Origin of the sequence: Roseovarius tolerans (assembly GCF_028885395.1) — a bacterium.
GTDB classification, from domain to species: Bacteria; Pseudomonadota; Alphaproteobacteria; order Rhodobacterales; family Rhodobacteraceae; genus Roseovarius; species Roseovarius tolerans.
Map to the genome: position 1 here is coordinate 3,653,594 of NZ_CP118494.1, position 23,298 is coordinate 3,676,891.

Annotated in this window: 24 protein-coding genes; 14 read left to right on the forward strand and 10 right to left on the reverse strand. The window is 65.7% G+C overall.

Going from position 1 to position 23,298, the window contains the following annotated elements; genetic code table 11:
• The first annotated feature begins 37 nt into the window (after positions 1 to 37).
• The 3 genes from rpoH to PVU19_RS18195 all read left to right on the forward strand — a co-directional run bounded on the left by rpoH (position 38) and on the right by PVU19_RS18195 (position 2,414).
• Complete coding sequence (gene rpoH / locus PVU19_RS18185) at positions 38 to 934, forward strand: RNA polymerase sigma factor RpoH (RefSeq protein ID WP_050661691.1); 897 nt, start codon at positions 38 to 40, stop codon at positions 932 to 934.
• 59 nt (positions 935 to 993) lie between these two features.
• A complete protein-coding gene (locus PVU19_RS18190; protein WP_082237405.1) occupies positions 994 to 2,082 on the forward strand; it encodes an alpha/beta hydrolase in 1,089 nt (362 codons plus the stop codon).
• Between the two features lie 62 nt (positions 2,083 to 2,144).
• Positions 2,145 to 2,414 carry a DksA/TraR family C4-type zinc finger protein gene (locus PVU19_RS18195; protein WP_050661692.1) on the forward strand — a complete coding sequence of 90 codons (270 nt, stop codon included), beginning with the start codon at positions 2,145 to 2,147 and terminating at the stop codon, positions 2,412 to 2,414.
• Between the two features lie 160 nt (positions 2,415 to 2,574).
• Here PVU19_RS18195 and PVU19_RS18200 read toward each other — a convergent pair whose 3' ends face one another.
• On the reverse strand, positions 2,575 to 4,389 hold the full coding sequence (locus PVU19_RS18200; protein ID WP_050661693.1) for a M3 family oligoendopeptidase: 1,815 nt from the start codon (positions 4,387 to 4,389) through the stop codon (positions 2,575 to 2,577).
• A 144-nt stretch (positions 4,390 to 4,533) separates the two neighbouring features.
• On the opposite strand from PVU19_RS18200, the gene PVU19_RS18205 reads away from it, so the two are divergent.
• Positions 4,534 to 5,463 carry a hypothetical protein gene (locus PVU19_RS18205; RefSeq protein WP_050661694.1) on the forward strand — a complete coding sequence of 310 codons (930 nt, stop codon included), beginning with the start codon at positions 4,534 to 4,536 and terminating at the stop codon, positions 5,461 to 5,463.
• Position 5,464: 1 nt separating this feature from the next.
• Here PVU19_RS18205 and PVU19_RS18210 read toward each other — a convergent pair whose 3' ends face one another.
• On the reverse strand, positions 5,465 to 7,057 hold the full coding sequence (locus tag PVU19_RS18210; protein WP_050661695.1) for an ATP-dependent DNA ligase: 1,593 nt from the start codon (positions 7,055 to 7,057) through the stop codon (positions 5,465 to 5,467).
• Positions 7,054 to 8,055: a ligase-associated DNA damage response exonuclease gene (locus PVU19_RS18215; protein ID WP_050661696.1), complete on the reverse strand. Its 1,002-nt coding sequence runs from the start codon at positions 8,053 to 8,055 to the stop codon at positions 7,054 to 7,056. The genes PVU19_RS18210 and PVU19_RS18215 overlap by 4 nt, the downstream gene beginning before the upstream one ends.
• A gap of 101 nt (positions 8,056 to 8,156) precedes the next feature.
• Here PVU19_RS18215 and PVU19_RS18220 point away from each other — a divergent pair, with 101 nt between their 5' ends.
• Positions 8,157 to 8,987 carry a fumarylacetoacetate hydrolase family protein gene (locus tag PVU19_RS18220; protein ID WP_050661697.1) on the forward strand — a complete coding sequence of 277 codons (831 nt, stop codon included), beginning with the start codon at positions 8,157 to 8,159 and terminating at the stop codon, positions 8,985 to 8,987.
• 37 nt (positions 8,988 to 9,024) lie between these two features.
• On the opposite strand, the gene PVU19_RS18225 is transcribed toward PVU19_RS18220, so the two are convergent.
• Entirely contained in the window at positions 9,025 to 10,089 is a 1,065-nt protein-coding gene (locus PVU19_RS18225; protein ID WP_050661698.1) for a Hint domain-containing protein, read from the reverse strand.
• A gap of 88 nt (positions 10,090 to 10,177) precedes the next feature.
• Positions 10,178 to 11,092 (reverse strand): lipid A-modifier LpxR family protein, encoded by a 915-nt coding sequence (locus PVU19_RS18230; protein WP_050661699.1) that lies wholly within the window; start codon positions 11,090 to 11,092, stop codon positions 10,178 to 10,180.
• A 180-nt stretch (positions 11,093 to 11,272) separates the two neighbouring features.
• On the opposite strand from PVU19_RS18230, the gene PVU19_RS18235 reads away from it, so the two are divergent.
• Positions 11,273 to 11,659, forward strand: coding sequence for a thiol-disulfide oxidoreductase DCC family protein (locus tag PVU19_RS18235; protein ID WP_050661700.1), 387 nt, complete (start codon positions 11,273 to 11,275; stop codon positions 11,657 to 11,659).
• 57 nt (positions 11,660 to 11,716) lie between these two features.
• Complete coding sequence (gene trhA / locus PVU19_RS18240) at positions 11,717 to 12,367, forward strand: PAQR family membrane homeostasis protein TrhA (RefSeq protein WP_050661701.1); 651 nt, start codon at positions 11,717 to 11,719, stop codon at positions 12,365 to 12,367.
• A gap of 49 nt (positions 12,368 to 12,416) precedes the next feature.
• On the opposite strand, the gene PVU19_RS18245 is transcribed toward trhA, so the two are convergent.
• The 3 genes from PVU19_RS18245 to PVU19_RS18255 all read right to left on the reverse strand — a co-directional run bounded on the left by PVU19_RS18245 (position 12,417) and on the right by PVU19_RS18255 (position 13,815).
• Positions 12,417 to 12,680, reverse strand: coding sequence for a DUF6455 family protein (locus tag PVU19_RS18245; RefSeq protein WP_050661702.1), 264 nt, complete (start codon positions 12,678 to 12,680; stop codon positions 12,417 to 12,419).
• 64 nt (positions 12,681 to 12,744) lie between these two features.
• Positions 12,745 to 13,101, reverse strand: a complete 357-nt coding sequence (locus tag PVU19_RS18250; protein WP_050661703.1) for a YigZ family protein — start codon at positions 13,099 to 13,101, stop codon at positions 12,745 to 12,747.
• Positions 13,102 to 13,104: 3 nt separating this feature from the next.
• Complete coding sequence (locus PVU19_RS18255) at positions 13,105 to 13,815, reverse strand: M48 family metallopeptidase (protein ID WP_050661704.1); 711 nt, start codon at positions 13,813 to 13,815, stop codon at positions 13,105 to 13,107.
• A 127-nt stretch (positions 13,816 to 13,942) separates the two neighbouring features.
• On the opposite strand from PVU19_RS18255, the gene PVU19_RS18260 reads away from it, so the two are divergent.
• Positions 13,943 to 14,182: a hypothetical protein gene (locus PVU19_RS18260; protein WP_050661705.1), complete on the forward strand. Its 240-nt coding sequence runs from the start codon at positions 13,943 to 13,945 to the stop codon at positions 14,180 to 14,182.
• A 259-nt stretch (positions 14,183 to 14,441) separates the two neighbouring features.
• Here PVU19_RS18260 and meaB read toward each other — a convergent pair whose 3' ends face one another.
• Complete coding sequence (meaB, locus tag PVU19_RS18265) at positions 14,442 to 15,410, reverse strand: methylmalonyl Co-A mutase-associated GTPase MeaB (protein WP_050661706.1); 969 nt, start codon at positions 15,408 to 15,410, stop codon at positions 14,442 to 14,444.
• Between the two features lie 211 nt (positions 15,411 to 15,621).
• Between meaB and hrpB the strand changes: the two genes are divergently transcribed.
• The 5 genes from hrpB (at position 15,622) to PVU19_RS18290 (ending at position 21,647) form a co-directional block, all read left to right on the forward strand.
• Complete coding sequence (gene hrpB, locus PVU19_RS18270) at positions 15,622 to 18,069, forward strand: ATP-dependent helicase HrpB (RefSeq protein WP_050661707.1); 2,448 nt, start codon at positions 15,622 to 15,624, stop codon at positions 18,067 to 18,069.
• Positions 18,070 to 18,174: 105 nt separating this feature from the next.
• Positions 18,175 to 18,618, forward strand: coding sequence for an NUDIX hydrolase (locus PVU19_RS18275; protein WP_274789836.1), 444 nt, complete (start codon positions 18,175 to 18,177; stop codon positions 18,616 to 18,618).
• A gap of 86 nt (positions 18,619 to 18,704) precedes the next feature.
• Complete coding sequence (locus PVU19_RS18280) at positions 18,705 to 20,186, forward strand: inorganic phosphate transporter (RefSeq protein WP_050661709.1); 1,482 nt, start codon at positions 18,705 to 18,707, stop codon at positions 20,184 to 20,186.
• Between the two features lie 284 nt (positions 20,187 to 20,470).
• Entirely contained in the window at positions 20,471 to 20,608 is a 138-nt protein-coding gene (locus PVU19_RS18285) for a hypothetical protein (protein WP_162838252.1), read from the forward strand.
• A 286-nt stretch (positions 20,609 to 20,894) separates the two neighbouring features.
• A complete protein-coding gene (locus tag PVU19_RS18290) occupies positions 20,895 to 21,647 on the forward strand; it encodes a Hint domain-containing protein (protein ID WP_050661710.1) in 753 nt (250 codons plus the stop codon).
• On the opposite strand, the gene PVU19_RS18295 is transcribed toward PVU19_RS18290, so the two are convergent.
• Complete coding sequence (locus tag PVU19_RS18295) at positions 21,644 to 22,144, reverse strand: Lrp/AsnC family transcriptional regulator (RefSeq protein ID WP_050661711.1); 501 nt, start codon at positions 22,142 to 22,144, stop codon at positions 21,644 to 21,646. The genes PVU19_RS18290 and PVU19_RS18295 overlap by 4 nt on opposite strands.
• A gap of 198 nt (positions 22,145 to 22,342) precedes the next feature.
• Here PVU19_RS18295 and trxB point away from each other — a divergent pair, with 198 nt between their 5' ends.
• Complete coding sequence (trxB, locus tag PVU19_RS18300) at positions 22,343 to 23,287, forward strand: thioredoxin-disulfide reductase (protein ID WP_050661712.1); 945 nt, start codon at positions 22,343 to 22,345, stop codon at positions 23,285 to 23,287.
• Positions 23,288 to 23,298: the final 11 nt, after the last annotated feature.

The window sequence follows — 23,298 nt, forward strand, 5'->3', positions numbered from 1 at the left end:
CAATGTTAACGAGCTAAACATCAGAAGGGACAACAGCATGGGCAACTACGCGAATCTGCCAGCGCCGACACCGGAAGGCGGATTGAATCGCTACATGCAGGAAATCCGCAAGTTTCCGCTGCTCGAGCCGGAAGAGGAATACATGCTGGCCAAGCGGTGGGTCGAGGAACAGGACACCGAGGCCGCACACCGCATGGTCACCAGCCACTTACGTCTCGCGGCCAAGATCGCCATGGGCTATCGCGGCTACGGATTGCCGCAAGCCGAGGTGATCTCGGAAGCCAATGTCGGCCTCATGCAGGCGGTCAAGCGGTTCGACCCGGAGCGCGGCTTTCGCCTCGCGACCTATGCGATGTGGTGGATCAGGGCCTCGATCCAGGAATACATCCTGCGCTCATGGAGCCTTGTGAAACTCGGCACCACCTCGGCGCAGAAGAAGCTGTTCTTCAACCTGCGCAAGGCGAAGGCCCGCATCGGTGCGCTTGAGGATGGTGATCTGCGCCCCGAGGTCGTCAAGAAGATCGCCACCGACCTCGGCGTGACCGAGGACGAGGTGATCTCGATGAACCGGCGCATGGCCGGGTCAGACGCCTCGCTCAACGCCACCGTCGGCTCCGAAGGCGAAGGCACGATGCAATGGCAGGACTGGCTCGAGGATGAGGATGCCGATCAGGCCGGAGCCTATGAGGAGCAGGACGAACTCAAGGCGCGGCGCGAATTGCTGGGGCTGGCGATGGACGTTCTCAACGAGCGCGAGCGCGATATCCTCACGCAGCGCCGCCTGAACGAGCAGACCATCACGCTGGAGGATCTTAGCGCGCAATATGATGTGAGCCGCGAGCGCATTCGCCAGATCGAGGTGCGTGCCTTTGAAAAGCTGCAAAAACGGATGCGCGATCTGGCACAGGAAAAAGGTATGCTGGCATCGGCCTGACCCCTTGGCGCGGGCGCTGACATCGCCTATCTCTCGCGCTCAGGTGAGGGTGGGTGATGATGGCAACACGCGGGACTGGAACGACCTCTGCTGATCGGCTGGCCCGTTGCGGGCTGGCCTTCATCGTCCTGACACTGCTGGCCGCCTGCGCGCCGCGTGTCACCGCAGAGCGCGCCGCAACGCACCCGGCGGCCGACATCCAGCCGATTTTCGTGGCGACGGGTCGTGATCTCGACCGGACCGGGCCGATCTTCGGGCTGGAACGGCCCGAGGCCATGAACTATTTCCGCGCCGATATCTCTATCCCGCCGACGCATGAAACAGGGCGCATCGAATGGCCAGAGGGGCCGCCCGACGCGGCCACCGATTTCGTCGTCACCGGGACGCAGGTGCATGACGGGCCGCACGCGCTCATCCGCGACATGCGCGCACACACGACGGGACGCGAGACGCTGCTCTTCGTGCATGGCTACAACAACACGCTCTCGGAGGCGATGTACCGGCTGGCGCAGATCAGGGCCGATTTCAACGTGCCGATGCCGGGGCTGTTGTTCGCTTGGCCTTCTGCGGCCGACCCGCGTGGCTATATCTACGACCGTGACAGCGTGCTCTATGCGCGTGACGATCTGGAGAGGCTGCTGCGTGATCTGACGGCACGGCCGGGTGAGAAGGTCTTTATCCTCGCGCATTCCATGGGGTCGCAGCTGGTGATGGAGGCGCTGCGCCAGATTGCCCTGCGCGGCGACCGGCAGTTGCTCAACCGGATCAGCGGCGTGGTGCTGATGTCACCCGATATCGACCCCGATCTGTTCGACCGGCAGGCCGAGGCCATCGGTAAGCTGCCGCAACCATTCATGATTTTCATCACCAAGGCGGATCGCGCGCTTACGCTGTCGGGCTTCATCACCGGCCGTAAACCGCGGCTTGGAGTGATCGACGATGCCGACAAGGTGCAGCGCGGCGATGTGCAGGTGGTCGATTTCTCGGACCTGGCCGACGGCGAGGGCTTCAACCATTTCGTGCCGGTCACCTCGCCCGCCGCGATCCGCATGCTCAACGGCATCATTGCGCAGGCGGGCGGGGTCGGGGCCGCTTTCGTGCGCGACATGTCGCTCGCCCTGCCCGCCGCCACACATGTGGAACCCTGAGCCCGATTTGACGTCACCAGCCGCGCGGGCCTAGACTGGCCTGCGCAGGAAAGGAGATCCCGATGGCCGGTGGATGGGCGCGCGATGGCGCGGTGAGCGAGCAGATCGAAGCCTCGATTTCGGATGAGTTGGCGCGGCTCAAGGCCCGCGCGCAGCCCAAGGGCGAGAGCCTGACCCATTGCGCCGACTGCGAGGAACCGATCCCCGAGGCCCGGCGCACTGCGATCCCCGGCGTGAAACTTTGCATCGACTGCGCGTCCGATCTGCAAGCACAGAATCAACCCCGCAGCGGCATCAACCGGCGCGGATCGAAGGACAGCCAGTTGAAGTGAGGCCCGGCTGTATCGCGTCGGTATCACGTCGGTATTGCGTCGGTATGGACTGAGACGCCCGCCACATCGACGGGGCGCGGGGGTAACGATTTCTTAAAAAGAAATCGGACCGGAATTTTTTGAAAATTCCGCCGCGCCCGGTCGGGGTGTGGCAGGGGTCTCAGTCCTCCATCGCCTCCAACTCGTCGATCATGTCGGAGATGATACCGAGGCCCTTATCCCAGAACGCCGGATCGCTCGCATCGAGACCGAAGGGCGCGAGCAGGTCCTTGTGGTGCTTGGAGCCACCCGCCTTGAGCATCTCGAAATACTTCTCCTGAAAGCCTTCGGGGTTCTCTTCGTAAACGGCATAAAGCGCGTTCACCAGACCATCGCCGAAGGCATAGGCGTAGACGTAAAACGGCGAATGCACGAAATGCGGGATATAGGCCCAGAAGGTCTCATAGCCGTCCATGAAGTCGAACGCCGGCCCGAGGCTTGTCGCCTGCACGCTCATCCACAGCGCGTTGATGTCGTCAGGCGTCAACTCGCCCTCGCGGCGCGCGTCGTGCAGCTTGCATTCGAAATCATAGAACGCGATTTGGCGGACGACCGTGTTGATCATGTCCTCGACCTTGCCCGCGAGCAGTACCTTGCGCTCGGCCTTGTCCTTGGCCCCGTCGAGCATCCGGCGGAAGGTCAGCATTTCGCCGAAGACAGAGGCCGTTTCCGCCAGCGTGAGCGGGGTGGAGGACAAAAGCTCGCCCTGCTCAGCCGCCAGCACCTGATGCACGCCGTGGCCCAGCTCATGCGCCAGCGTCATCACATCGCGCGGTTTGCCCAGGTAGTTGAGCATCACGTAGGGATGCACATCCGTCACCGTGGGATGTGCGAAGGCGCCCGGTGCCTTGCCCTGCTTCACGCCCGCGTCGATCCAGCCCTTCTCAAAGAACGGCTGCGCCAGATCGGCCATACGCGGATCGAAGGCGGCATAGGCGTTCATTACCGTGGCGCGGGCGTCGTCCCAGCCGACGATGCGGGTCTCCTCCATCGGCAGCGGCGCGTTGCGGTCCCAGACCTGCATCCGGTCGAGCCCGAGCCATTTGCGCTTGAGCTCGTAATAGCGGTGCGAAAGTTTGGGATAGGCCGCGACGACGGCGTCGCGCAGCGCCTCGACCACTTCTGCCTCGACATCGTTGCTGAGGTGCCGCCCGGTCTGCGGGGTGGGCATGTTGCGCCAGCGGTCGATCACCTCTTTTTCCTTGGCGGCGGTGTTGTGGACGCGGGAAAACGTGCGGATATTCTCGCCAAAGACCCGCGCCAGTTCGCGCGCGGCGGCCTCGCGTTGGTCGCGGTCCTGCTCGGTCAGCAGGTTGAGCGTGCCTTCGATACCCATCTCCTCGCCGTCCACGGTGAAGGTGAGCCCGGCGATGGTCTCGTCGAATAGCCGCTCCCAGGCGTCGCCCACGACGCCCAGATCGTGCAGGAATTTCTCAAGCTCATCCGAAAGCTGATGAGGTTTCATCGCGCGGATGCGGCGGATGACGGGGGCGTAGCGGGCGAGATCGGCGTTCTCGGCATACATCGCCTTGAGTGCGCCCTCATCCAGTCGGTTCAGTTCCAGCGAGAAAAAGACCAGCGGCGTGGTGTAATTGGTGACCTTCTCCTGACAATCGGAGAGGAATTTCGCCCGCCCGCCATCGGTGGTCAGCTGGTAATAGCGCAACCCGGCAAAGGACATGATCCGCCCCGCCGTCCGGCTGATCGCCTCGTCGCGGTGCAGGCAGTCGAGCAGCCCGGCGGCGTCGAGCGTGTCGAGCTTGCCCTCATAATCAGCGGCGAACTCGGCGCAGGCGGTTTGCAGCCAGTCGAGGTCGCGTTGCAGTTCCGGTGCGTCCTCGCCCGCGTAGAGATCGCTCAGATCCCATTCCGGCAGATCGCCGAGGTTCTTGTTGCCGGAGGGGGCATTGGCATCGCGGAGGACGGTGTCGGTCATGGGACGCTCCTTACTATCGGTTTTGCGCAGAGGTAGCGCGCAGGGCGGGCGAAGTATATGCGCGAGAGCCGGGTCGATCTAAAAAATCTGTTCCGGATTTTGCGAATCCCCTTATCCTTATCCCTCTAGGGGGAGGATTTGAACATGTCTGAGATTTTGAAAAACCCGGTCGTGACCGGTGTGGGCGGCGGGATTGCCGGGCTTTTGGTGGGCTCGTTGTTGTCGCTCTCGACCATCGAGAGCAAGGTCGGCAGCAGCATGGGCCGCGCGATGGAGGATCTGTCGGCGGTGGTGCAGGGCGACGATGCGGCGCTGTCGGGGGTGAGTGAGCGGCTGGCCGCGCTGGAAGCGAGCATGTCCGGCAATGCCGAGGCTGTGGCCGGTCTGGGGGCGCAGGTGGCGGGTGATTTCGGTGAGCGGATTGCGGCGCTTGAGGCGCGGATCGACACGGTGGCCCAGGATCTTGGCAGCCAGATTTCCCAAACGGCGGCGGCGCAGGCCGAGGCGGTGCGCGGCGCGTTGGAGGCGCAGCCCGCTGCCGCCCCAGCGCCCGAGGCCGAAGCGGCGGCGGTGAGCGCGCCGCAGGCGGAGACGCCCGAGGGATTGGCGATGCTGCCCGAGGCGCGCGGGGTTGGAGAGACCTTCGTGCTGGCCGGTGGCGCGGTGCGTGCCTTCGTGCAGCGTGCGGATGCAGACGCTGGCACGGTGCTCTTGTCGGTGAATGGCGGCACGGCACAGTTGTCGCCAGGTGAGGCGATCACCGTGCGCCATGACGCCGGGGCCTGTCGGCTGGCGCTGAGCGAGGTTGGCGCCGAGGGCGTGCGGATCAGTTCGGATTGCGACATGCCTGCTGGTGATGGCGCGGCCTATGGCCCGGGCGAGATGGCAAGCTTGGGCGACGGGCAGTTGCGGGTCTTCGTCTCGGGCATTCTGGGCGACGCGGCGCGGCTTGCGATCAACGGGCTGGCGATGCAGAGCCTGCGCGTCGGCGAGAGCCATTCGGTGGAGAATTGCACGGTCAGCGTGACCGGCATTCGGGGCAACCGGGTGCTGCTGGACGGCGGGTGTTCCTGAGCTAGCCGTATTGCGCCAGCATGGCGCGCAGGTCGGTCAGGGTGTTGGCCTCATGGGTCGGCTTGTCCTGCCGCCAGCGGGCCATGCGGGGAAAGCGTAATGCAACGCCGGATTTGTGGCGCGAGCTGGCCTGAATGCCTTCGAAGGCGATCTCGAACACATGTTCGGGGCGAACCTGCCGGACGGGGCCGAAGCGCTCGGTCGTGTTCTTGCGGACCCAGGCGGTGATCTGGCGGAACTCGGCATCGGTGAGGCCGGAATAGGCCTTGGTGAAGGGCACGAGCGTGTCACCGTCCCAGACCGCGAAGGTGAAATCGGTGAAGAGGTTGGCGCGGCGTCCGTGGCCCTGCTGGGCGTAGATCATCACCGCATCTATGGTCAGCGGGTCGAGTTTCCATTTCCACCAGTCGCCCTTCTTGCGGCCCGCGTGATAGGGGCCGCTGCGGCGCTTGAGCATCAGCCCCTCGGCGCGGTGGGCGCGGGCGGTGGCGCGGGTGGTTTCCAGATCGTCCCATGTGGTGAAGGGGATCGTCGGTGAGGGGCGCAGGGGGGCGGTGTCGGGCAGGTCCGCGATCAGCCGGTCGAGCCGCGCGCGGCGCTCGGCAAAGGGGGTGTCGCGCAGGTCGCGGCCGCCCTGTTCCAAGAGATCGTAGGCCATCAGGATCACCGGGGCCTCGGTCAGCAGCTTTTTCGGCACGGTCTTTCGGGTGATCCGCTTTTGCAGCGCGGCGAAGGGCAAGGGGGCGTCGCCGTCATGGGCCAGCAACTCGCCGTCGATCACCGTGCCGTCGGGCAGGAGGTCGCGCAGGGGTGACAGTTCGGGAAAGCGGTCGGTCATCAGCTCCTCGCCGCGCGACCAGATGAAGATCTGCCCGCCGCGCGCGATCACCTGGCCGCGGATGCCGTCCCATTTCCATTCCGCCAGCCAGTCCGCAGGTGGCCCAAGGCTCTCGGGCCCCTCCTCCAGCCCATAGGCGAGGCAGAAGGGATAGGGGCGCGAGAGGCTGTCGGTGGGGTCGTGGCTCTCGATCAGGTCGGCCCATGTGGTGTTGTCGGGGGTCCAGTCGCCCATCAGGCGGTGGGCGATTTCGGCCTCATCGCGGCTTAGTGCCTGAGCGAGCGCGCGGGTCATCAGCTTGCGGCTGATCCCGACGCGGAAGCCGCCGGTGAGCAGCTTGTTGAAGACCAGCCGTTCCAGCGGCGTCAGCCCCTCCCATGCCGCCAGCACCTGCTCTTTGCGCGTCTCGTCCTCGGCGTCTTTCAAGGCGCGCAGGTGGTCGATCCACGCGGAGAGGCTGGCGTCGTGGGTGGTGGAGGGCGGTGGCAGCACAAGGGCGATGGTTTCGGCCAGATCGCCGACGATGGGATAGCTTTCCTCGAAGAGCCAGAGCGGGATGCCCGCGCGCTCGGCGGCCCATTCGCGCAGCCGCGTGGTGGTGATCGCGCGTTTCGGGCGGCGGCCAGAGAAGAGCGCGATGGTCCAGAGGCGGTCGGCCTCGGGGGCGGTGCGGAAATACTCGGCCAGTGCCGTCACCTTGGTATTGGTGCGCGTGGTCTGGTCGAGCGTGGCGAAGAGCGCGGCGAAGTCCTTCATGGCTCGCCCGCCTCATCCAGCGTCTCGCCGGTGAACTCGGTGCGCAGCACGCGGGCGTCATAGCCCTGCTCGATCAGCCAGCGGGCGAAGATCTCGGTATAGCCGTGGGTGACGTGGATGGTTTCGGCCCCGGTCTCGGCAATGGCGCGGTTGAGGCCAGCCCAATCGGCATGATCCGACAGGACAAAGCCACGATCCGCCGCGCGCCTGCGGCGCACCCCGCGCAGGCGCATCCAGCCGCTTGCAAACCCGGTAGACGCCGGGCGGAACCGTCCTGCCCACGGCCCTGCAAGCGCACCAGGCGGCGCGATGACCAGCGCGCCCTTCCGAGCGCGCAGGTCACTGTCAGGTGTAACATGATGGGTGTCGGGCAGGGCGATGCCTTGCGCGCGCATCACCGCGTTGGTGGCCTCGATCGCGCCGTGGGTGAGGATCGGGCCGATGGAGGGGTTGAGCATCATCAGCACCCTCTGCGCCTTGCCGAGCGCGTAGGCCCCGAGCAGCGAGAACCGCCCCTCGGCCGCGTTCGCCGCCCACCATGCGTTGATCTCGCGCGCCACATCGCCGGGGTCGGGCCAGTCGAAGACCGGCAGGCCGAAGGTGCATTCGGAGATGAAATGGTGACAGCGCACCGGCTCGAACGGGGTCGAGAGGGGATCGGCCTCAAGCTTGTAATCGCCCGAGACGACCCAGACCTCGCCGCCCACCTCGACCCGGATCTGCGCCGAGCCGGGGACGTGGCCTGCGGGGTGGAACGAGACGCGCGCATCGCCGATCTGCCGCGCCTGGCCGTAGCGGATGGTGTCGAGCGCGATATCCCCCAGCCGGTGGCGCATCACCGGGGCAGCGAGATCGGTGGCAAGATAGGCCCCGTGCCCGTCGCGGGCGTGATCGGCATGGCCGTGGGTGATCAGCGCCCGCGCGACAGGGCGCCACGGGTCGATGTGAAAATCGCCGGCGGGACAATAGAGCCCCTCTGGGGTGACATGCAGAACCATGCGCCGATGATAGGCCCCGCGCGGCCCGTGACCAGCCCCTTGCGAAGCGCCGCGCGCGGTCTATGCTGCGTGACGGAACATGGCGATACAGGGGGCAGACCATGCGGTTCGTGAGATATGGTGAGGCCGGGCATGAACGGCCCGCGGTGCTGGATGCCGAGGGACAGTTGCGCGACCTCAGCGGCGTGGTGCCCGATCTGGCGGGCCCCGTCATGGCCGATTTGCCCCGAATCAACCCGCAGAGCCTGCCGCTGGTGCCGGGCACTCCACGCATCGGGCCGCCGGTGGGGCAGGTTGGCAAGCTGGTCTGCATCGGGCTCAATTACTCCGATCACGCCGCCGAACTTGGGGTCGAGCCGCCCGAGGACCCGGTGGTGTTCCTCAAGGCGACCTCGGCGATCAACGGGCCGCATGATCCGGTGATCCTGCCGCGTGGCTCGCAGAAGGGTGACTGGGAGGTCGAACTGGGCATCGTCATCGGTCGCCGCGCGAAATACGTGACCGAGGCGCAGGCGCTGCGCCATGTGGCGGGCTATACCATCGTCAACGACGTGTCGGAGCGTGAATTTCAGCTTGAGCGTTCGGGTCAGTGGACCAAGGGCAAGAGCTGCGACACCTTCGCGCCGATGGGGCCGTGGCTGGTGACGCCCGATACCGCGGGCGACGTGCAGGCGCTCGACCTGTCGGTCGACGTGAACGGCGAGCGGATGCAGAGCGGCAATAGCGGGCGGATGATCTTTTCGGTGGCGCGGATCGTGTCCTATCTCAGCGAATTGATGATGCTGGAACCGGGCGATGTCATCGCCACCGGCACCCCGCCGGGCGTGGGCATGGGGCACACGCCGCAGCGCTTTCTCAAGGATGGCGACGAGATGGTGCTGCGCATCTCGGGGCTCGGCGAACAACGCTCACCGGTGCGCGCGGAACGCTGAAGGCGCACATGACGGGCTCCGCGCCCCGACTGCCCCGTCACGCCGCCTCATGCGCGAGGATCGCGGCCTCGGACCCGTTCAGGCACCGCCGCGCATAGCCGCCATAGACATGCGGCTCGTATTCGAGGTTTGGATTGATCTCCAGCAGACGCGCCCGGTCGTCATCGCTCAGCGTCGAGAGGGCGGTGCTGGCGGGGTGAAAGCTTTCGGTCTCCACGCCATTGGCCCAGATGATCTGATGACTGGGCAGGAGCAGGTGGATATAGGTCACCTCGCGCGAGGCGAGATCGACCGACACCGTGTCGTTATTGACCAGATCGCGCGCCATCACCAGCACTTCGGGCGTGTTGAAGAGCGCGCGCGCCACGTCGCCGCGCACCAGCAGGCGGTGCTCGGGGCTGACCAGCAGCGCGGCATCGGGGCGGTCGATCCCGATTGCACCGGGGCCGAGACGGATCGGCCGCAGCTTGGGCATGGCAAAGAGCCGCGCCCCGGTCATCCGGCGACTGCCGATCCACTGGATATCCTGCGCGCCGCTGTCGCGGGTCTGCACCCGGTCGCCCTCGCGCAGTTCCTCGATCAGGCGGGGGCCTTCGGGGGTTTCGATCCGTGTGCCGGGGGTGAAACAGATCACCCCGCCGCTCGCCGGTCCGGTCGAGGCACCGCGCATCCCTTCGAGCGAGTGATGCACGATCCACATCTCGGTGTCGCGCGGCGGAATCTCGTCAAGGAACATCAGGAGCGGCGGCGCATCGCCCGCCACCTCGATGATCGTCACGGTGTAGCTGCGCAAGCCGTCGGTGACGACAAAGCCGGTGTCCATGATCGGCTCGGGCACGTCGACCGCGCCCAGATCGCATGTGTTGCTCATCGCGGCCCCGACAAGGCGCCGCACCATCCGTGCCGCACGTTTGCGGTTCACGGCATCTCCCTCCGCCATATCCAGGCGCAAAAGCTCATTTGGTCCGTCCACGCACACCACATCGCCGCGCCAGAGCCACGTCTGCCCTACCGAAAGCGACCGCACAGATGCGCCCGACACTCCATCCAGATCTGTTTGCGACCAGGAGATGACGAACGTGCCTTTATAGCCCGTTCCCATATCTCTGACTGCCTGCCTCTTGTCTTTTTTTATTGTTGTCAGCGTAGCAAAGGCGAATCACCCTGAAAACCCCCCACGGGAATTTTCTTCAGAAGCGCAACCTGAACTGCACAGAGCCGACGACCTGGCTTTCGGGTTGCTGGTCGAATTCCTCGCTCAGCCATGTCACGCCGTAGAAGAGCGAGCCGCCCTTGGCCCCCTCCCAATGCACGCCGCCGCGCAGGCGGGTGCGGCCTTCGGTGACGGACACACCGCTGCGCGCGGGCAGAAACTCGCTGTCATCGACATAGGCGATGTCGCCACCGAGGATGAAGGCGGTGCCGGGCCGGTCCTCGCGCACCACGCGGTAGCGCTGACCGGTCACCGGTTCGCGGACCATCAGCTCATCGCGGGTGAGCGAGCCGATGGTGATATCCGCCCCGGCGCGCACTAGATCCTCGATCCCGAGGCGGGCCTCGGCGAAGGGGCGGATGCGCACCGCGCCAAGGGTGAACTCGCGCCCCATCTCGAATACGCCCGAGGGGCGGAACTCGTTGCCGATCTGGTTCTGTCGGGTGGCCGGGCCCCGCTCTGTCGCGCCCACCAGGCCGTGCAGGAAGTCCTGGAAATCCCCAAGCCCGGTCTGCGATCCGGTGATGACGAGATCACCACCCAGCGCGTATTCCACAGCTGCGCGTTCGAAATGCGTGTGCAAGCCGAAGCTGAGCGCCCCGGCGAAGGGCCGGTCATTGGGTGCGGGTGCGCCGATGCTTTCGGGCGATATGATCTCGGCATTGAAGCGGAACTCCAGCAGGTCGCCGAAGCCAGTTGGCGCTTGCCCTTGCCAGCCATCGGCCCAGACCCGGCTTGATGCGACAGAGCCGGTGCGCCAGCGATCCTTGGTGTCGCCGATCAAATCATTGGTGAGGATCAGCCCATAGCCGATCTTGTAACGGCCTTCGGCTTGCGCCGCAGTGACCAGCCCGATGCAAAGCCCAAGGGCAATGGCAAAAACACGCGTCATTCCGCACGCTCCCGATGTGATGCCCCCCGGCCTTGCAACCAATAGCAAAGGCAAATGACGATTTGCCAGCAAAAGTTTGACAAAACTCGGAGATGTGACTCAAAGCCCGGCCGTGGTGCCGCCTGGACTCTGGCCAGACGAGCATCGGGCCCTAGGTCTTTGGACAGCACAGGAGGGACCATGCCACCGCTCACCGAAGTCCTTTACAACGCGCGCTGCCCAGTCTGCCGGGCCGAGATCGACCATTACGCAGGCTATGCCCGGACCCGCGACCTGCCGGTGACGTTCCACGACCTCAACCGCCGCGATCTGGCGGATTGGGGGATCGGCGCGAACGAGGCCGCGCGCCGGTTGCATGTGCGCGAGGCGGGGCAGGTTCTGTCAGGCGTTGACGCGTTCATCGCCCTCTGGCGGGCCCTGCCCCGCTATCGCTGGATTGCCCGGGTGGTGGCGCTGCCGGGGCTTCGGCAGGTCGCGCATCTGGTCTATGAGCGCATCCTCGCGCCGCGCCTCTATGCGCGGCATCTGGCCCGCGAGCGCCGCAATTGCCCCAACGTCACCCTGTGATTGACGAAATTCTCGGGCATTCTTGAAGTGTTAAGGTTTGGGGCTCATTATGGAGGCATGATCGACATGTCCTATCCCGAGTATTCAAAGGCCGAGCGTGTCGCCGATGGCGCGGTTCATATCGCGGGGGTGATCACCGCGATCACCGGGGTTTCATTGCTGTTCGCGATGTGGGCGCTGCGCATGGACGGGGTGACGCTAGCCTCGACCATCGTCTATTCCGGCACGCTTTTGCTGATGCTGGTGGCCTCGGCGGCCTACCACCTCTATGCCCATACCGCCGCGCGACCGATCCTGCGCCGCCTCGATCACGCGGCGATCTACGTCAAGATCGCGGGCACCTTCACCCCGCTCAGCGTGCTGTTGGGCACCGCCTTCGGCTATGTCATCCTGGCGCTGGTCTGGGTGCTGGCCCTCTTCGGCGCGGTGACCAAGATCCGCGCGAAACCCGGTCAGATGACCACCGGATGGCTGCCCTATGTGGCGCTTGGCTGGATCGGTCTGGCGCTGTTCATCCCGCTTTCCGCGGTGCTGCCGGGCCAAAGCCTCGGGCTTCTTCTGGCGGGCGGGCTGCTCTATACCGGCGGCGTGGTGTTCTACGCTTGGGAAAACCTGCGGTTTGCCAATGCGATCTGGCACCTCTTCGTCGCGGTGGCCAGCGCCTGTTTCTTCTTCGGGATCGCAACCGCCCTCTCCGCCGGGATGTGATCCGGCGGGGTGATGTCGCGTCCGTGAGGTTCGTGACGATCCAGACGGATCAGGCGTGTCCACCCAGCTTCAACCGTCCAAACAGATCCGCGTTGCGGCAGTAGTCGGGCGTCTGCTCTGCCGTCTCGTTGCGCGCAAGCCAATGCTCGCAGGCCTCGGGATTGGCGCAGCCGGTGCAGGCCAGAACCGCATCGCTCAGATCATCGGGCAATATCTTGCCCGCCATCATTCTCTCTTCAAGATCAACGCCTTGCGTATTCGCCATCCGATCCACCAGATCGGCGTGCCGTTTGAGTGTGCTGGTGCCTTGCATGCCATATCTCCTGTTTTCTCGGAGACAGCCTGCCTGACGCGGCGCTCGCATGCCTTGATCTGCGTCAAACGCTCGCCGCGTCGAGATAGGCGCGCACGCAGTCCTGCACATGGCGAAACCGGTCGCCCCCGAGCTTTTTCCCGCCATACCAGCGCGTGACCACGATCACGTGATCATGCAGGCCTTCACGTTCCAACATGCGCAGGATCACTTGTCCCGCCCCGGCCTCGCCATCATCGCCCTTGAGCGGGGTGCCGTCCGACAACAGCACCGCCCAGGTGTTATGCGTGGCGCGGGCGAATTTCTTGTCACGCTTGAGCGCCTTGAGAAAATCGTCGACCTCGGCCCGGTCGCGCGCCGCGCCGCCCGAGACCGCGTAACTCGATCCCCGGTCGCTCAGCACCGCCTTCAATTGCCGCATGGATCAGAGCCCGGCCGCCACCCGGCGCACCGTCGCCACGCGCTGCGCGTTGGGCGGATGGGTGCCCAGGAACCGGTTGCCCGGATCGGGGATCTGCGAAAAGAACTCGACCCCGCGCAACGGGCTGTAGCCCGCGCGATGCGTGATCACCGTGCCCATGGCATCGGCCTCCAGCTCGAATTCCTTGGAGAAGGTGCGCGAGCCGACGCCCGCGCCGATATCCACCGCCTGATCGACGATCCCCTGGCTGGCCCCGGTCAGCGCCGCAAGCCCGCCCAGGATGATCGCCCCCGCCGCCGCGTTCTGCTGCTGGCGCGGAATGTGACCGGCGATATGATGCGCCGCCTCGTGGCCCATGACAAAGGCCAGCTCATCGGCGTTGCGCACCGAGGCGATCATCGGCAGCGTGAAGGCGAGGATCGGGCGGCCGCTGCGGTCGAGCGTCTGATAGGCGTTGACCGGCTGACCGGGGCGGTCATCCACCACGATGCGGAAATCGCAATTGCTGCGCGGCGCGCGGGCCCGGCATTCGCGCTCGGCGATGGGCTCGACCCGCTGCACGACGGTCATGAATTGCTGCACCTTGGCACGGGTCGGGGTCGCGGGCGGCTGCGGCGCGGCCTGTTGCGGGGCGGGCCGCGTGACCGGGCCCTGCTCGACCGTAGGCACACAACCGATCAGCCCGACAAGACCCAGAACGTAAATCCAGCGCATCACATACCTCTGTCATTCCCATGGCGTATCACCCGTCCGTTCTAACAGGGTTTGGGCTGCGGCAAAGCCTTTTTGGGCCGCGAACCTGCCCCCTTGCAAAGACCCGCCAAGCGGCTAGGGTGGTCCCATGTTTTCCATCGAACACGACTTTGACGCCACGGTGATCACCCTTGTCGACGAGGGGAGCGCGCCCTTGGGCGAGGACGTGATCGTCAACGCTTTCGAGGAATGCGTGACGGTCGAGCAATACGATCCGCGCACCGACAGATTGCACAAGATCACCCTGTCGATGAGCCAGTTGCGCGATCTCGGCGCGGCGCTCGACCTGCCCGAGGGCGTCTATATCCGGGGCGGAGACCGGGGGTAGTATCAGGTTCAGGTGGCTGTGAAAGTGGCCTGAAGCTGCCGTTGACGTGAGCCGCGCATCGACGGGCCGCGGTACGGCGATCCAACGCCTGTTCTGCAGACCTTTATATCTGCCAAGCCCGAAAAACATCTGAGTGCTGCGCAGGTTGCAGCCAAATCGCCGTGCCGGGGGGCGGCCCGGCGATGCGCGGCGGCCTTCGGCCTTGTTCCGCGCAGATGCTTCAATCTAACGTCCGCTCTAGGCCAGTTGCTCCCTGCCCCTACACCCGGTCCAGCACCTGTGCCGCCGCGACCGCCGGGGTCAGGTCGCCCCGCGCCACCCGTGCGGCATAGTCCTCCATCAGCGCGCGCGCCTCGGCGGTCTCCAGCCGGGCGAGCAGCGCCTGACGCACCTCTTCGCCGAACCAGTAGCGCGCCTGCGCGGCGCGGCGGGCGGCGAAATGCCGCTCGGTGCGGCGCCAGTCGACCAGTGCCTGCATCTCATCCCAGGCCGTCTGCAACCCGTCTTCCTGCAAGGCCGAGACGGTCATCGCCTTGGGAAATCCCTCGGGGTCCTGAGGGCGTTTGCGCAACAGCCGGAGCGCGCCCGCATAGTCCGAGCGGGTCCGCATCGCCGCCGGTTTCAGATCGCCGTCGGCCTTGTTGACGAGGATGATATCGGCCATCTCCATGATGCCGCGCTTGACGCCCTGCAACTCGTCACCGCCGCCCGGGGCGAGCAGCAGGATGAAGAGATCGGACATCTCCGCCACCACCGTCTCGGACTGGCCCACGCCCACGGTCTCGATCAGTACCACGTCAAAGCCCGCCGCCTCGCAGAGCGCCACGGTCTCGCGGGTGCGCCGGGCGACGCCGCCCAGATGGCTGCGGCTGGGAGAGGGGCGGATAAAGGCGTTCGGGTCTCGGCTGAGATGTTCCATCCGGGTCTTGTCGCCGAGGATCGAGCCGCCCGAGCGCGCCGAGGAGGGATCGACCGCCAGCACAGCCACGCGCAGCCCCTGCGCGGTCAGCATCATCCCGAAACTCTCGATGAAGGTCGACTTGCCCACGCCGGGCGTGCCCGAGAGCCCGATGCGCATCGCCTCGCGCCCGGTGTCTTTCAGCGCCTCCATCAGGTCGGCGGCCTGCGCGCGGTGATCGGCGCGGCCGCTTTCGATCAGGGTGATCGCACGTGCCAGCGCGCGCCGGTCGCCCGCGATGATCCTGTCGCTCAGTTCGGTGATATCCATGCGCCCGGCCAGAAAGGTTGTTTGCGTTGCGCCTTCATGCCTTGCGAGGAACGCGAATGTCCAGACCGGGGCACGCGCCCCGTGTTTCTTTATGGTCCAAATACTCAACCGAAACGCGGGCCACAGACGGTGGGATTTGAGTATTTTTGCCATAGAGAAACCCCGACACACCCCTCTGGCCAATCGCGCGTACCTGTCGGATAAGCGGGGGATGACCCGGACCCTGCCGATCCATGACGCGATCCCCGCCCTGATCGACGCATTGCGCGGGCGGGGACGTGCGGTGTTGCAGGCCCCGCCGGGCGCGGGCAAGACCACGGTGGTTCCGCTGGAGATGCTGCGCGCGGGGCTGGTGACGGGCCGCATCCTGATGCTGGAGCCGCGTCGCCTCGCCGCGCGCGCCGCTGCCGAGCGGATGGCGCAGACCCTGGGCGAAGGCGTTGGCGAGACCGTCGGCTACCGCATCCGGGGCGAGGCGAAGGTCAGCCGCGCCACCCGGATCGAGGTGGTGACCGAGGGCATTCTAACCCGCATGATCCAGTCGGACCCGGACCTGCCCGGCATCGGCGCGGTGATCTTCGACGAGTTTCACGAACGCTCGCTCAATGCCGATCTGGGTCTGGCGCTCTGCCTCGAAGTGGCGGGCGCGCTGCGCGAGGACCTGATCCTGCTGGCGATGTCGGCCACGCTCGATGCCGGGCCGGTGGCACGGCTGATGGGCGATGTGCCGATGATCACATCGGAGGGCCGCAGTTATCCGGTCGAAACCCGCTGGCGCGACCGTCCGCGCCGCAAGGGGCAGCGGTTCGAGGACGGGGTCGCCGATCTGGTGACAGAGGCGGTGGCGGAGACGACGGGCGGCGTGCTGGTCTTTCTGCCCGGCGAGGGCGAGATCCGGCGGGTCGAGGCCTTGCTCAAGGGCCGCGTGCCGCCGGAGTGCCTGATCCGCCCGCTTTTCGGCGCGATGGACTTTGCCGCACAGCGCGCCGCCATCGCGCCGGTGACGCAGGGCCGCAAGATCGTGCTGGCCACCGCCATCGCCGAAACCTCGCTGACGATCGAGGATATACGCGTCGTGGTCGATGGCGGTCGGGCACGGCGGGCGCGGTTCAATCCCGGCTCGGGCATGTCACGGCTGGTAACCGAGCCTGTGACCCGCGCCGAGGCCACGCAGCGCGCGGGCCGGGCCGGGCGCGTGGCCGAGGGCGTCTGCTACCGCCTCTGGACCAAGGGGGAAGAGGGCGCGCTCCAGTCCTTTCCGCCCGCCGAGATCGAGGCGGCGGATCTGGCGGGGCTGGCGCTGGAACTGGCGCTCTGGGGGGCTGGGCCTGCGGATTTGCCGTTCCTCACCCCGCCCAATCCCGGCAGTTTTACCGAGGCGCAGGCGCTGCTGCAGATGCTGGGCGCGCTCGACGCGCGGGGCCTGATCACCGATCACGGGCGCGCGCTGGCCGCCCTGCCGCTACACCCGCGCCTCGCGCATATGCTGGCCGTCGCAGGGCCCGACGCCGCGTGGATGGCGGCACTGCTGGCGGATCGCGACCCGTTGGGGCGCGGCGCGCCGGTGGATCTCTCGCTCCGCCTCATGGCCCTGCGCGACCCACGCGCCTATGCCGAGCGCCCCCCCCATCCCGCCAATCGCGGTGCGGTGGAGCGCATCCGCACCGAGGCCAAGCGCCTTGCGCGGCAGGCCAAGCCCGCGACGCCCCCGCTGAGCGATGCCGAATGCGCCGCGCTGGCCTATCCCGACCGGATCGGGCTGCGCCGCAAAGGCGACGCGCCGCGCTATGTGCTGTCGGGCGGCAAGGGCGCGGTCATGCCCGAGGACGATCCGATGGCGGGTGCGCGGCTGATCGTGGCGACGGATCTCGACGGCGACCCGCGCGAGGCGCGCATCCGGCAGGCGATGCAGATCAGCGAGGCGGAAATTCGCGCGCTCTTCGCCGATCAGATCGCCTGGCAGGATGTCTGTCTGTGGGACAGGCGCGAGCGGCGCGTGCTGATGCGGCGGCAGGAACGCTTTGGCACGCTGATCCTCGACGACCGGCAGTGGAAGGAGGCCCCGCCCGAGGCGGTGGCGCGCGCCATGCTCGACGGGGTGCGCGATCTGGGGCTGAACTGGAGCGATGCGGCACGCCGTTTCAAGGCTCGGGTGATGCTGTGCCGCGATAGCATCGACGGACTGCCCGACCTGTCCGACGCAGCCCTGCTGGAGGGGCTGGAGGACTGGCTGTTGCCCTATCTCAAGGGGGTCAAGTCCGCGCAGGACTGGAAACGCTTCGACATGCTGGAGGCGCTGCGCGCGCGGCTGACATGGGAGCAGATGCAGGCGCTCGACCGCGCGGCGCCGGCGCATTTCACCACGCCGCTGGGGCGCAGGATACCGATCGATTATGGCTCTGATCCGCCCGAGATCACCCTGCGCCTGCAAGAGATGTTCGGCCAGACCACGCATCCGTTGGTGGGCGGCACGCGATTGCGCGTCACGCTGCTGTCGCCGGGGCACAAGCCGGTGCAGACGACGACGGATATCCCCGGCTTTTGGGACAGTTCCTATGCGGAGGTGCGCAAGGAGATGCGCGGGCGCTACCCGCGCCACCCCTGGCCCGAGGACCCGCGCGAGGCCGACCCGACGCTGCGCGCCAAGCCCAGAAAATGACGCTGCCGGGCGGTGAATTGCAATTTTGTTGATCTGGCCCTATATTATATATCAATAACAAAAATTTACCTGAGCAGGTTCGAAACAAATATGACCGAAGGTTTGATGAAAACCTGGACCGATCTGGTCCAGCCGCTTTTGCGCCGCCCGCGCCAGTTGCAGGTGGCCGCGATCTGCTATCGCGATGCCCCTTTGGGGCGTCAGGTTCTGTTGATCACCAGCCGGGGCACCGGGCGCTGGATCGTGCCCAAGGGCTGGCCTATCGACGGGCTGAACGCGGTCGAGGCCGCATTGCAGGAAGCGTGGGAAGAGGCCGGGGTCAAGGCGCGGGTCGAGCGTGCCGAACCGGCCGGGCATTTCGACTATGACAAGCGCCACGACGAGGGCTACGAGACCCCCGTCGAAGCGCATGTGTTCAAGGTTTGCATTGACCGGCTGGAAGACAGCTATCCCGAGGCTGGCGAACGCGACCGCCAATGGTTTACCCCCGAAGAAGCCGCGAACCGGGTTCAGGAGCCGGGGCTGCAGGCCATTCTGCGGCAAATGTGACGGTTTCGTAACAGAATTGCACCAACTCCATTGATCTGAGGCTTCAATCCCCCTAGGCGAGACGCGCAGCATCCGGGGAGTTTCGCGTGGCTGGGTCACCTGACAGCAAGCAATGGAACACGGTCGACAAGGACCTGAACAAGATTTCTCAGGTCGAATACGCGACGGCGTATATCTCGCGCCCGCTGGTGGCGCCGGGCGTGGCGCTTGCGTTCATGGTCATGGCGGGGCTGGCGGCGGCGCTTCTCTTCGGGACCACGCCGGTCAATATGGTGGTGATCGCGGCGGCGGTGATCGGCGCCTATATGGCGATCAATATCGGGGCCAATGACGTCGCCAACAACATGGGCCCGGCGGTCGGGGCCAATGCGCTCAGCATGGGCGGTGCCATTGCAATCGCCGCGATTTTCGAGAGTGCCGGTGCGCTGGTGGCCGGGGGGGACGTGGTCTCGACCATATCCAAGGGGATCATCGACCCGGCTAGCGTGGCCGAAACCCGCGCCTTTATCTGGGCAATGATGGCCGCGCTGCTGAGCGCCGCGCTGTGGATCAACCTTGCCACCTGGGTCGGCGCGCCGGTCTCGACCACGCATTCGGTGGTGGGCGGCGTGATGGGGGCCGGGATCGCCGCGGCCGGGCTGGGGGCGGTGAACTGGCCCACGATGGGTGCGATTGCGGCAAGTTGGGTGATCTCGCCGGTGCTGGGCGGCGTGATCGCCGCTGCGTTCCTCGCCCTGATCAAGAGCCGCATCCTCTATCAGGAGGACAAGATCGCCGCCGCCCGGCGTTGGGTGCCGATCCTTGTGGCGATCATGGCCGGGGCCTTTGCCGCCTATCTCGCGCTCAAGGGGCTGAAGAAGATACTACCGATCACCATGCAGAGCGCGCTGCTGATCGGGCTTGCGCTCGGGCTGATGACTTATGTCGTCACCCGCCCGCTGATCGCGCGCAAATCACGCGGTATGGAAAACCGTAATAAATCGGTCAAGGTGCTGTTCGCGATGCCGCTGGTTCTGTCGGCGGCGCTGTTGTCGTTTGCGCATGGGGCCAATGACGTGGCCAATGCGGTGGGGCCGCTGGCGGCGATCGTGCATGCCTCGGACCTGGGCGGTGTCGCCAGTCAGGTCTCGATTCCCGCATGGGTGATGGTGATCGGGGCCTTCGGGATTTCCTTTGGCCTGTTTCTTTTCGGGCCCAAGCTGATCCGGATGGTCGGCGGTCAGATCACCAAGCTGAACCCGATGCGCGCCTATTGCGTGGCGCTGTCGGCGGCGATCACGGTGATCGTGGCAAGCTGGCTCGGTCTGCCGGTGAGTTCCACGCATATCGCCGTGGGCGCAGTCTTTGGCGTGGGGTTCTTCCGCGAATGGCACATGGCGCGGCGGCGGCGGGTGCTGAACAATGCACGCCCCGACCCGATGCGCATCGCCCCCGAGGAGCGGCGGCGGCGCAAGCTGGTGCGCCGCAGCCATTTCCTGACCATCATCGCCGCATGGGTGATCACGGTGCCCGCCGCCGCGCTGATGTCGAGCGTGATTTTTGTGCTGCTGAACAGCCTGATCCGCTAAGCGCGCGGGCCGCCGAAATCGGGCGGGATCTGGGCGAGATCGGCACGATTCTCGCCGCATTGGCGCTGCATCCGCCCGACGTCGGTCGCTAATGAAAGACAAGGATTAGTATTTTATTTAATATAATCAATTATTTGAATGATCGGCACAGGTCCGCGTCAGATTCTATGGCTTTCCCTGATTTTTCTGCGTTGCCGTCAAAACTTGGCCCCAAAACCCGAGCATAGTTGCCATTAGAGAAACAATGCGCCCCAAGACGGGCAGAGCAGAACGAGGATACGGTCATGAAAGCACGTTGGTTGAAATCGGTGGTCAAGCACAGCAAGGACGCCGCCCCTGCCCTGCCCTATGCACGTGGCACCCGCCAAACGGCGAGGCGCGCGCGGATGGCACACCCGCCGAAGGCAGTGAAATCCGCCTGAGCGCGGATCGGATTACAGGCAAACAGGTCAACGGGGTCGCGCAACGCGGCCCCGTTGCGCGATTCGGGGGCACATGGCGGAATATGGCGAACCCGCGCATGATCCGTGAACAAAGCGGCATGTTTCGCGCGATCATTCGCGAGACTGGAACAATACCCCCGGAAACTTGACGCAAAGCCGCAAGTGCACGCAAACTATTTCCATTAAGTGAACAGATCTTGTCCATCTGTCGTTGTCGGTGGGGGCCGACGCGGTTGTGACAACCTTGAGTGAAAGGTTACACAGCATGACCATCCCCCGCCTGTCGCCCCGCGCCGAGGCTCTGCCGCGCGTCGGCGTGCCACAGCTTCCTGTCGCCCCGAAAACGCGCCGATACCGCAGTCTCTGGACCGACCTGTCCGGTGAAATCAAGGAAACCGAGCAGGAGGCTCCGGTGCATCCGCTGTTTGATGCGGCGCATTCGGCGTTCGTGCGTGGCACGCTGATCCTGACGCCCCGGGGGCCGGTCGCGATCGAAGACCTGCTGCCCGGCGACAAGGTGATGACCGCAGCGCATGGGCCGCTTGCCATCTCATGGATCGGGTCGATGGACCTGCGCCCTCAGGCGCAGGGCACCGGGCCACGCCTGACCCGGATCATGGCCGACGCCTTTGGCATCGGGCGTCCGCTTGCCGATCTGATGGCGGGGCCGGGGGCGCGCCTGCTTGGTCGTCCGCGCCACCTGCGGGATCGGCTCGGGTCGGATCATGTGCTGACGCCCGCGCATGTGATGGCGGATGGCCAGAACACGTTCTGCGTCATTCCCCGCCAGACCGTCACCCTCTACCACCTGTGCCTGAGACGGCACGCGGTGATCACGGCAAACGGGCTCGAGGTCGAGAGCTTTCACCCCGGGGCCGGGTTCGACCGCGACTGCGGTGCCGAGACGCTGCGCCGCTTCCTGTCGCTGTTTCCACATATCCACACATTGCAGGATTTCGGCCCGCTCGCCCACCTGCGCCTGCCGCTCGACACGCCCGATACGCTGGACGTCGCCTAGGCCGATTGGCTGAGCCGCGCCTCTAGGATGTCGAACGGCACGCCGGGCTCATCCTTGGCGCCGCGAATGACCAGTGAGGTCTTGACGCTCGCCACGTTGTCGGCGGCGGTCAACTCCTCGGTCAGGAACCGCTGAAAGGTCGACAGATCCGGTGCCACGCATTTGAGGATGAAATCCACCTCGCCATTGAGCATGTGACATTCGCGCACCAGCGGCCACGCCCGGCAACGCGCCTCGAACGCCGAGAGGTCCGCCTCGGCCTGGCTCTGCAACCCGACCATGGCAAAGACCTGCACCTCGAAGCCCAATTCGCGCGGATCCACCTCGGCGTGATAGCCGCGGATATAGCCCTGCTCCTCCAGCGTGCGCACCCGGCGCAGGCAGGGCGGGGCCGATATCCCCACGCGCTTGGCCAGTTCCACATTGGTCATCCGGCCATCGGCCTGCAATTCCGCCAGTATCTTGCGATCTATCGGATCAAGACGGGATGCCGCCATGTCGTCATACTCCCTGATATTCGCAGATGTTATATCACCGCCGCTGGCACACGCAATAATCTTTCGCATTTGCGCAACATCATTTCCCCAATCAAGGGTCGCAGGCGGCGCAATGCCGCTTTGCACGGGGTTACATCCCGCGTCCGGCATCGCTATATCTCAGCCCCGAAATCGCGGATCATCAGGAAGAGAATCTCCATGTCCCAGACCACCCATACGAAATGCCTGATCATCGGGTCGGGCCCCGCCGGCTATACCGCCGGGGTCTATGCCGCCCGCGCCATGCTTGAGCCGATCCTCGTGCAGGGGATCGAGCCGGGCGGGCAGCTGACCACCACCACCGAGGTCGAGAACTGGCCCGGCGATACCGAGGTGCAGGGCCCCGATCTGATGGTGCGGATGGAGGCCCATGCCAAGGCGATGGGCTGTGCCATCGTGGGTGACATCATCTCTGAGCTGGACACCGGGAGCCGTCCTTTCGTGGCCAAGGGCGACAGCGGCGCGACCTATACGGCCGATGCCGTGATCCTCGCCACCGGCGCGCGCGCGAAATGGCTGGGGCTGGACAGCGAGGAGGCGTTCAAGGGCTTTGGCGTTTCGGCCTGCGCCACCTGTGACGGGTTTTTCTATCGCGGGCAGGAGATCGTGGTGATCGGTGGCGGCAACACCGCCGTAGAAGAGGCGCTGTTCCTGACCAATTTCGCCTCCAAGGTGACGCTGATTCACCGCCGCGACGAGCTTCGGGCCGAGAAGATCCTGCAAGACCGGCTGATGAAGAACCCCAAGATCGAACCTCTGTGGTTCCACACGCTCGACGAGGTGTTCGGCGACGACAATCCCAAGGGCGTCGAGGGCGTGCGGGTGCGCCATGTCGAGACCGGCGAGATCACCGAGATCCCCTGCAAGGGCGTGTTCATCGCCATCGGCCACGCGCCTGCGAGCGAGCTGGTGAAGGGCAAGGTCGAGATGCATCACGGCGACTATGTGCGCGTCGAGCCGGGCAGCACTCGGACCTCGGTGCCGGGGCTGTTTGCGGCCGGTGACCTGACCGATCATGTCTACCGACAGGCGGTCACAAGTGCCGGTATGGGCTGCATGGCGGCGCTCGACGCGGAGAAGTTCCTCGCCGAACACGAGGGCTGACCGGGTTTGTA

Bases quoted from the DNA above. Each gene is read 5' to 3' on its own strand.
- rpoH (WP_050661691.1), top strand. From the start codon at position 38: ATGGGCAACTACGCGAATCTGCCAGCGCCGACACCGGAAGGCGGATTG.
- PVU19_RS18190 (WP_082237405.1), top strand. From the start codon at position 994: ATGGCAACACGCGGGACTGGAACGACCTCTGCTGATCGGCTGGCCCGT.
- PVU19_RS18195 (WP_050661692.1), top strand. From the start codon at position 2,145: ATGGCCGGTGGATGGGCGCGCGATGGCGCGGTGAGCGAGCAGATCGAA.
- PVU19_RS18200 (WP_050661693.1), bottom strand. From the start codon at position 4,389: ATGACCGACACCGTCCTCCGCGATGCCAATGCCCCCTCCGGCAACAAG.
- PVU19_RS18205 (WP_050661694.1), top strand. From the start codon at position 4,534: ATGTCTGAGATTTTGAAAAACCCGGTCGTGACCGGTGTGGGCGGCGGG.
- PVU19_RS18210 (WP_050661695.1), bottom strand. From the start codon at position 7,057: ATGAAGGACTTCGCCGCGCTCTTCGCCACGCTCGACCAGACCACGCGC.
- PVU19_RS18215 (WP_050661696.1), bottom strand. From the start codon at position 8,055: ATGGTTCTGCATGTCACCCCAGAGGGGCTCTATTGTCCCGCCGGCGAT.
- PVU19_RS18220 (WP_050661697.1), top strand. From the start codon at position 8,157: ATGCGGTTCGTGAGATATGGTGAGGCCGGGCATGAACGGCCCGCGGTG.
- PVU19_RS18225 (WP_050661698.1), bottom strand. From the start codon at position 10,089: ATGGGAACGGGCTATAAAGGCACGTTCGTCATCTCCTGGTCGCAAACA.
- PVU19_RS18230 (WP_050661699.1), bottom strand. From the start codon at position 11,092: ATGACGCGTGTTTTTGCCATTGCCCTTGGGCTTTGCATCGGGCTGGTC.
- PVU19_RS18235 (WP_050661700.1), top strand. From the start codon at position 11,273: ATGCCACCGCTCACCGAAGTCCTTTACAACGCGCGCTGCCCAGTCTGC.
- trhA (WP_050661701.1), top strand. From the start codon at position 11,717: ATGATCGACATGTCCTATCCCGAGTATTCAAAGGCCGAGCGTGTCGCC.
- PVU19_RS18245 (WP_050661702.1), bottom strand. From the start codon at position 12,680: ATGCAAGGCACCAGCACACTCAAACGGCACGCCGATCTGGTGGATCGG.
- PVU19_RS18250 (WP_050661703.1), bottom strand. From the start codon at position 13,101: ATGCGGCAATTGAAGGCGGTGCTGAGCGACCGGGGATCGAGTTACGCG.
- PVU19_RS18255 (WP_050661704.1), bottom strand. From the start codon at position 13,815: ATGCGCTGGATTTACGTTCTGGGTCTTGTCGGGCTGATCGGTTGTGTG.
- PVU19_RS18260 (WP_050661705.1), top strand. From the start codon at position 13,943: ATGTTTTCCATCGAACACGACTTTGACGCCACGGTGATCACCCTTGTC.
- meaB (WP_050661706.1), bottom strand. From the start codon at position 15,410: ATGGATATCACCGAACTGAGCGACAGGATCATCGCGGGCGACCGGCGC.
- hrpB (WP_050661707.1), top strand. From the start codon at position 15,622: ATGACCCGGACCCTGCCGATCCATGACGCGATCCCCGCCCTGATCGAC.
- PVU19_RS18275 (WP_274789836.1), top strand. From the start codon at position 18,175: ATGAAAACCTGGACCGATCTGGTCCAGCCGCTTTTGCGCCGCCCGCGC.
- PVU19_RS18285 (WP_162838252.1), top strand. From the start codon at position 20,471: ATGAAAGCACGTTGGTTGAAATCGGTGGTCAAGCACAGCAAGGACGCC.
- PVU19_RS18290 (WP_050661710.1), top strand. From the start codon at position 20,895: ATGACCATCCCCCGCCTGTCGCCCCGCGCCGAGGCTCTGCCGCGCGTC.
- PVU19_RS18295 (WP_050661711.1), bottom strand. From the start codon at position 22,144: ATGGCGGCATCCCGTCTTGATCCGATAGATCGCAAGATACTGGCGGAA.
- trxB (WP_050661712.1), top strand. From the start codon at position 22,343: ATGTCCCAGACCACCCATACGAAATGCCTGATCATCGGGTCGGGCCCC.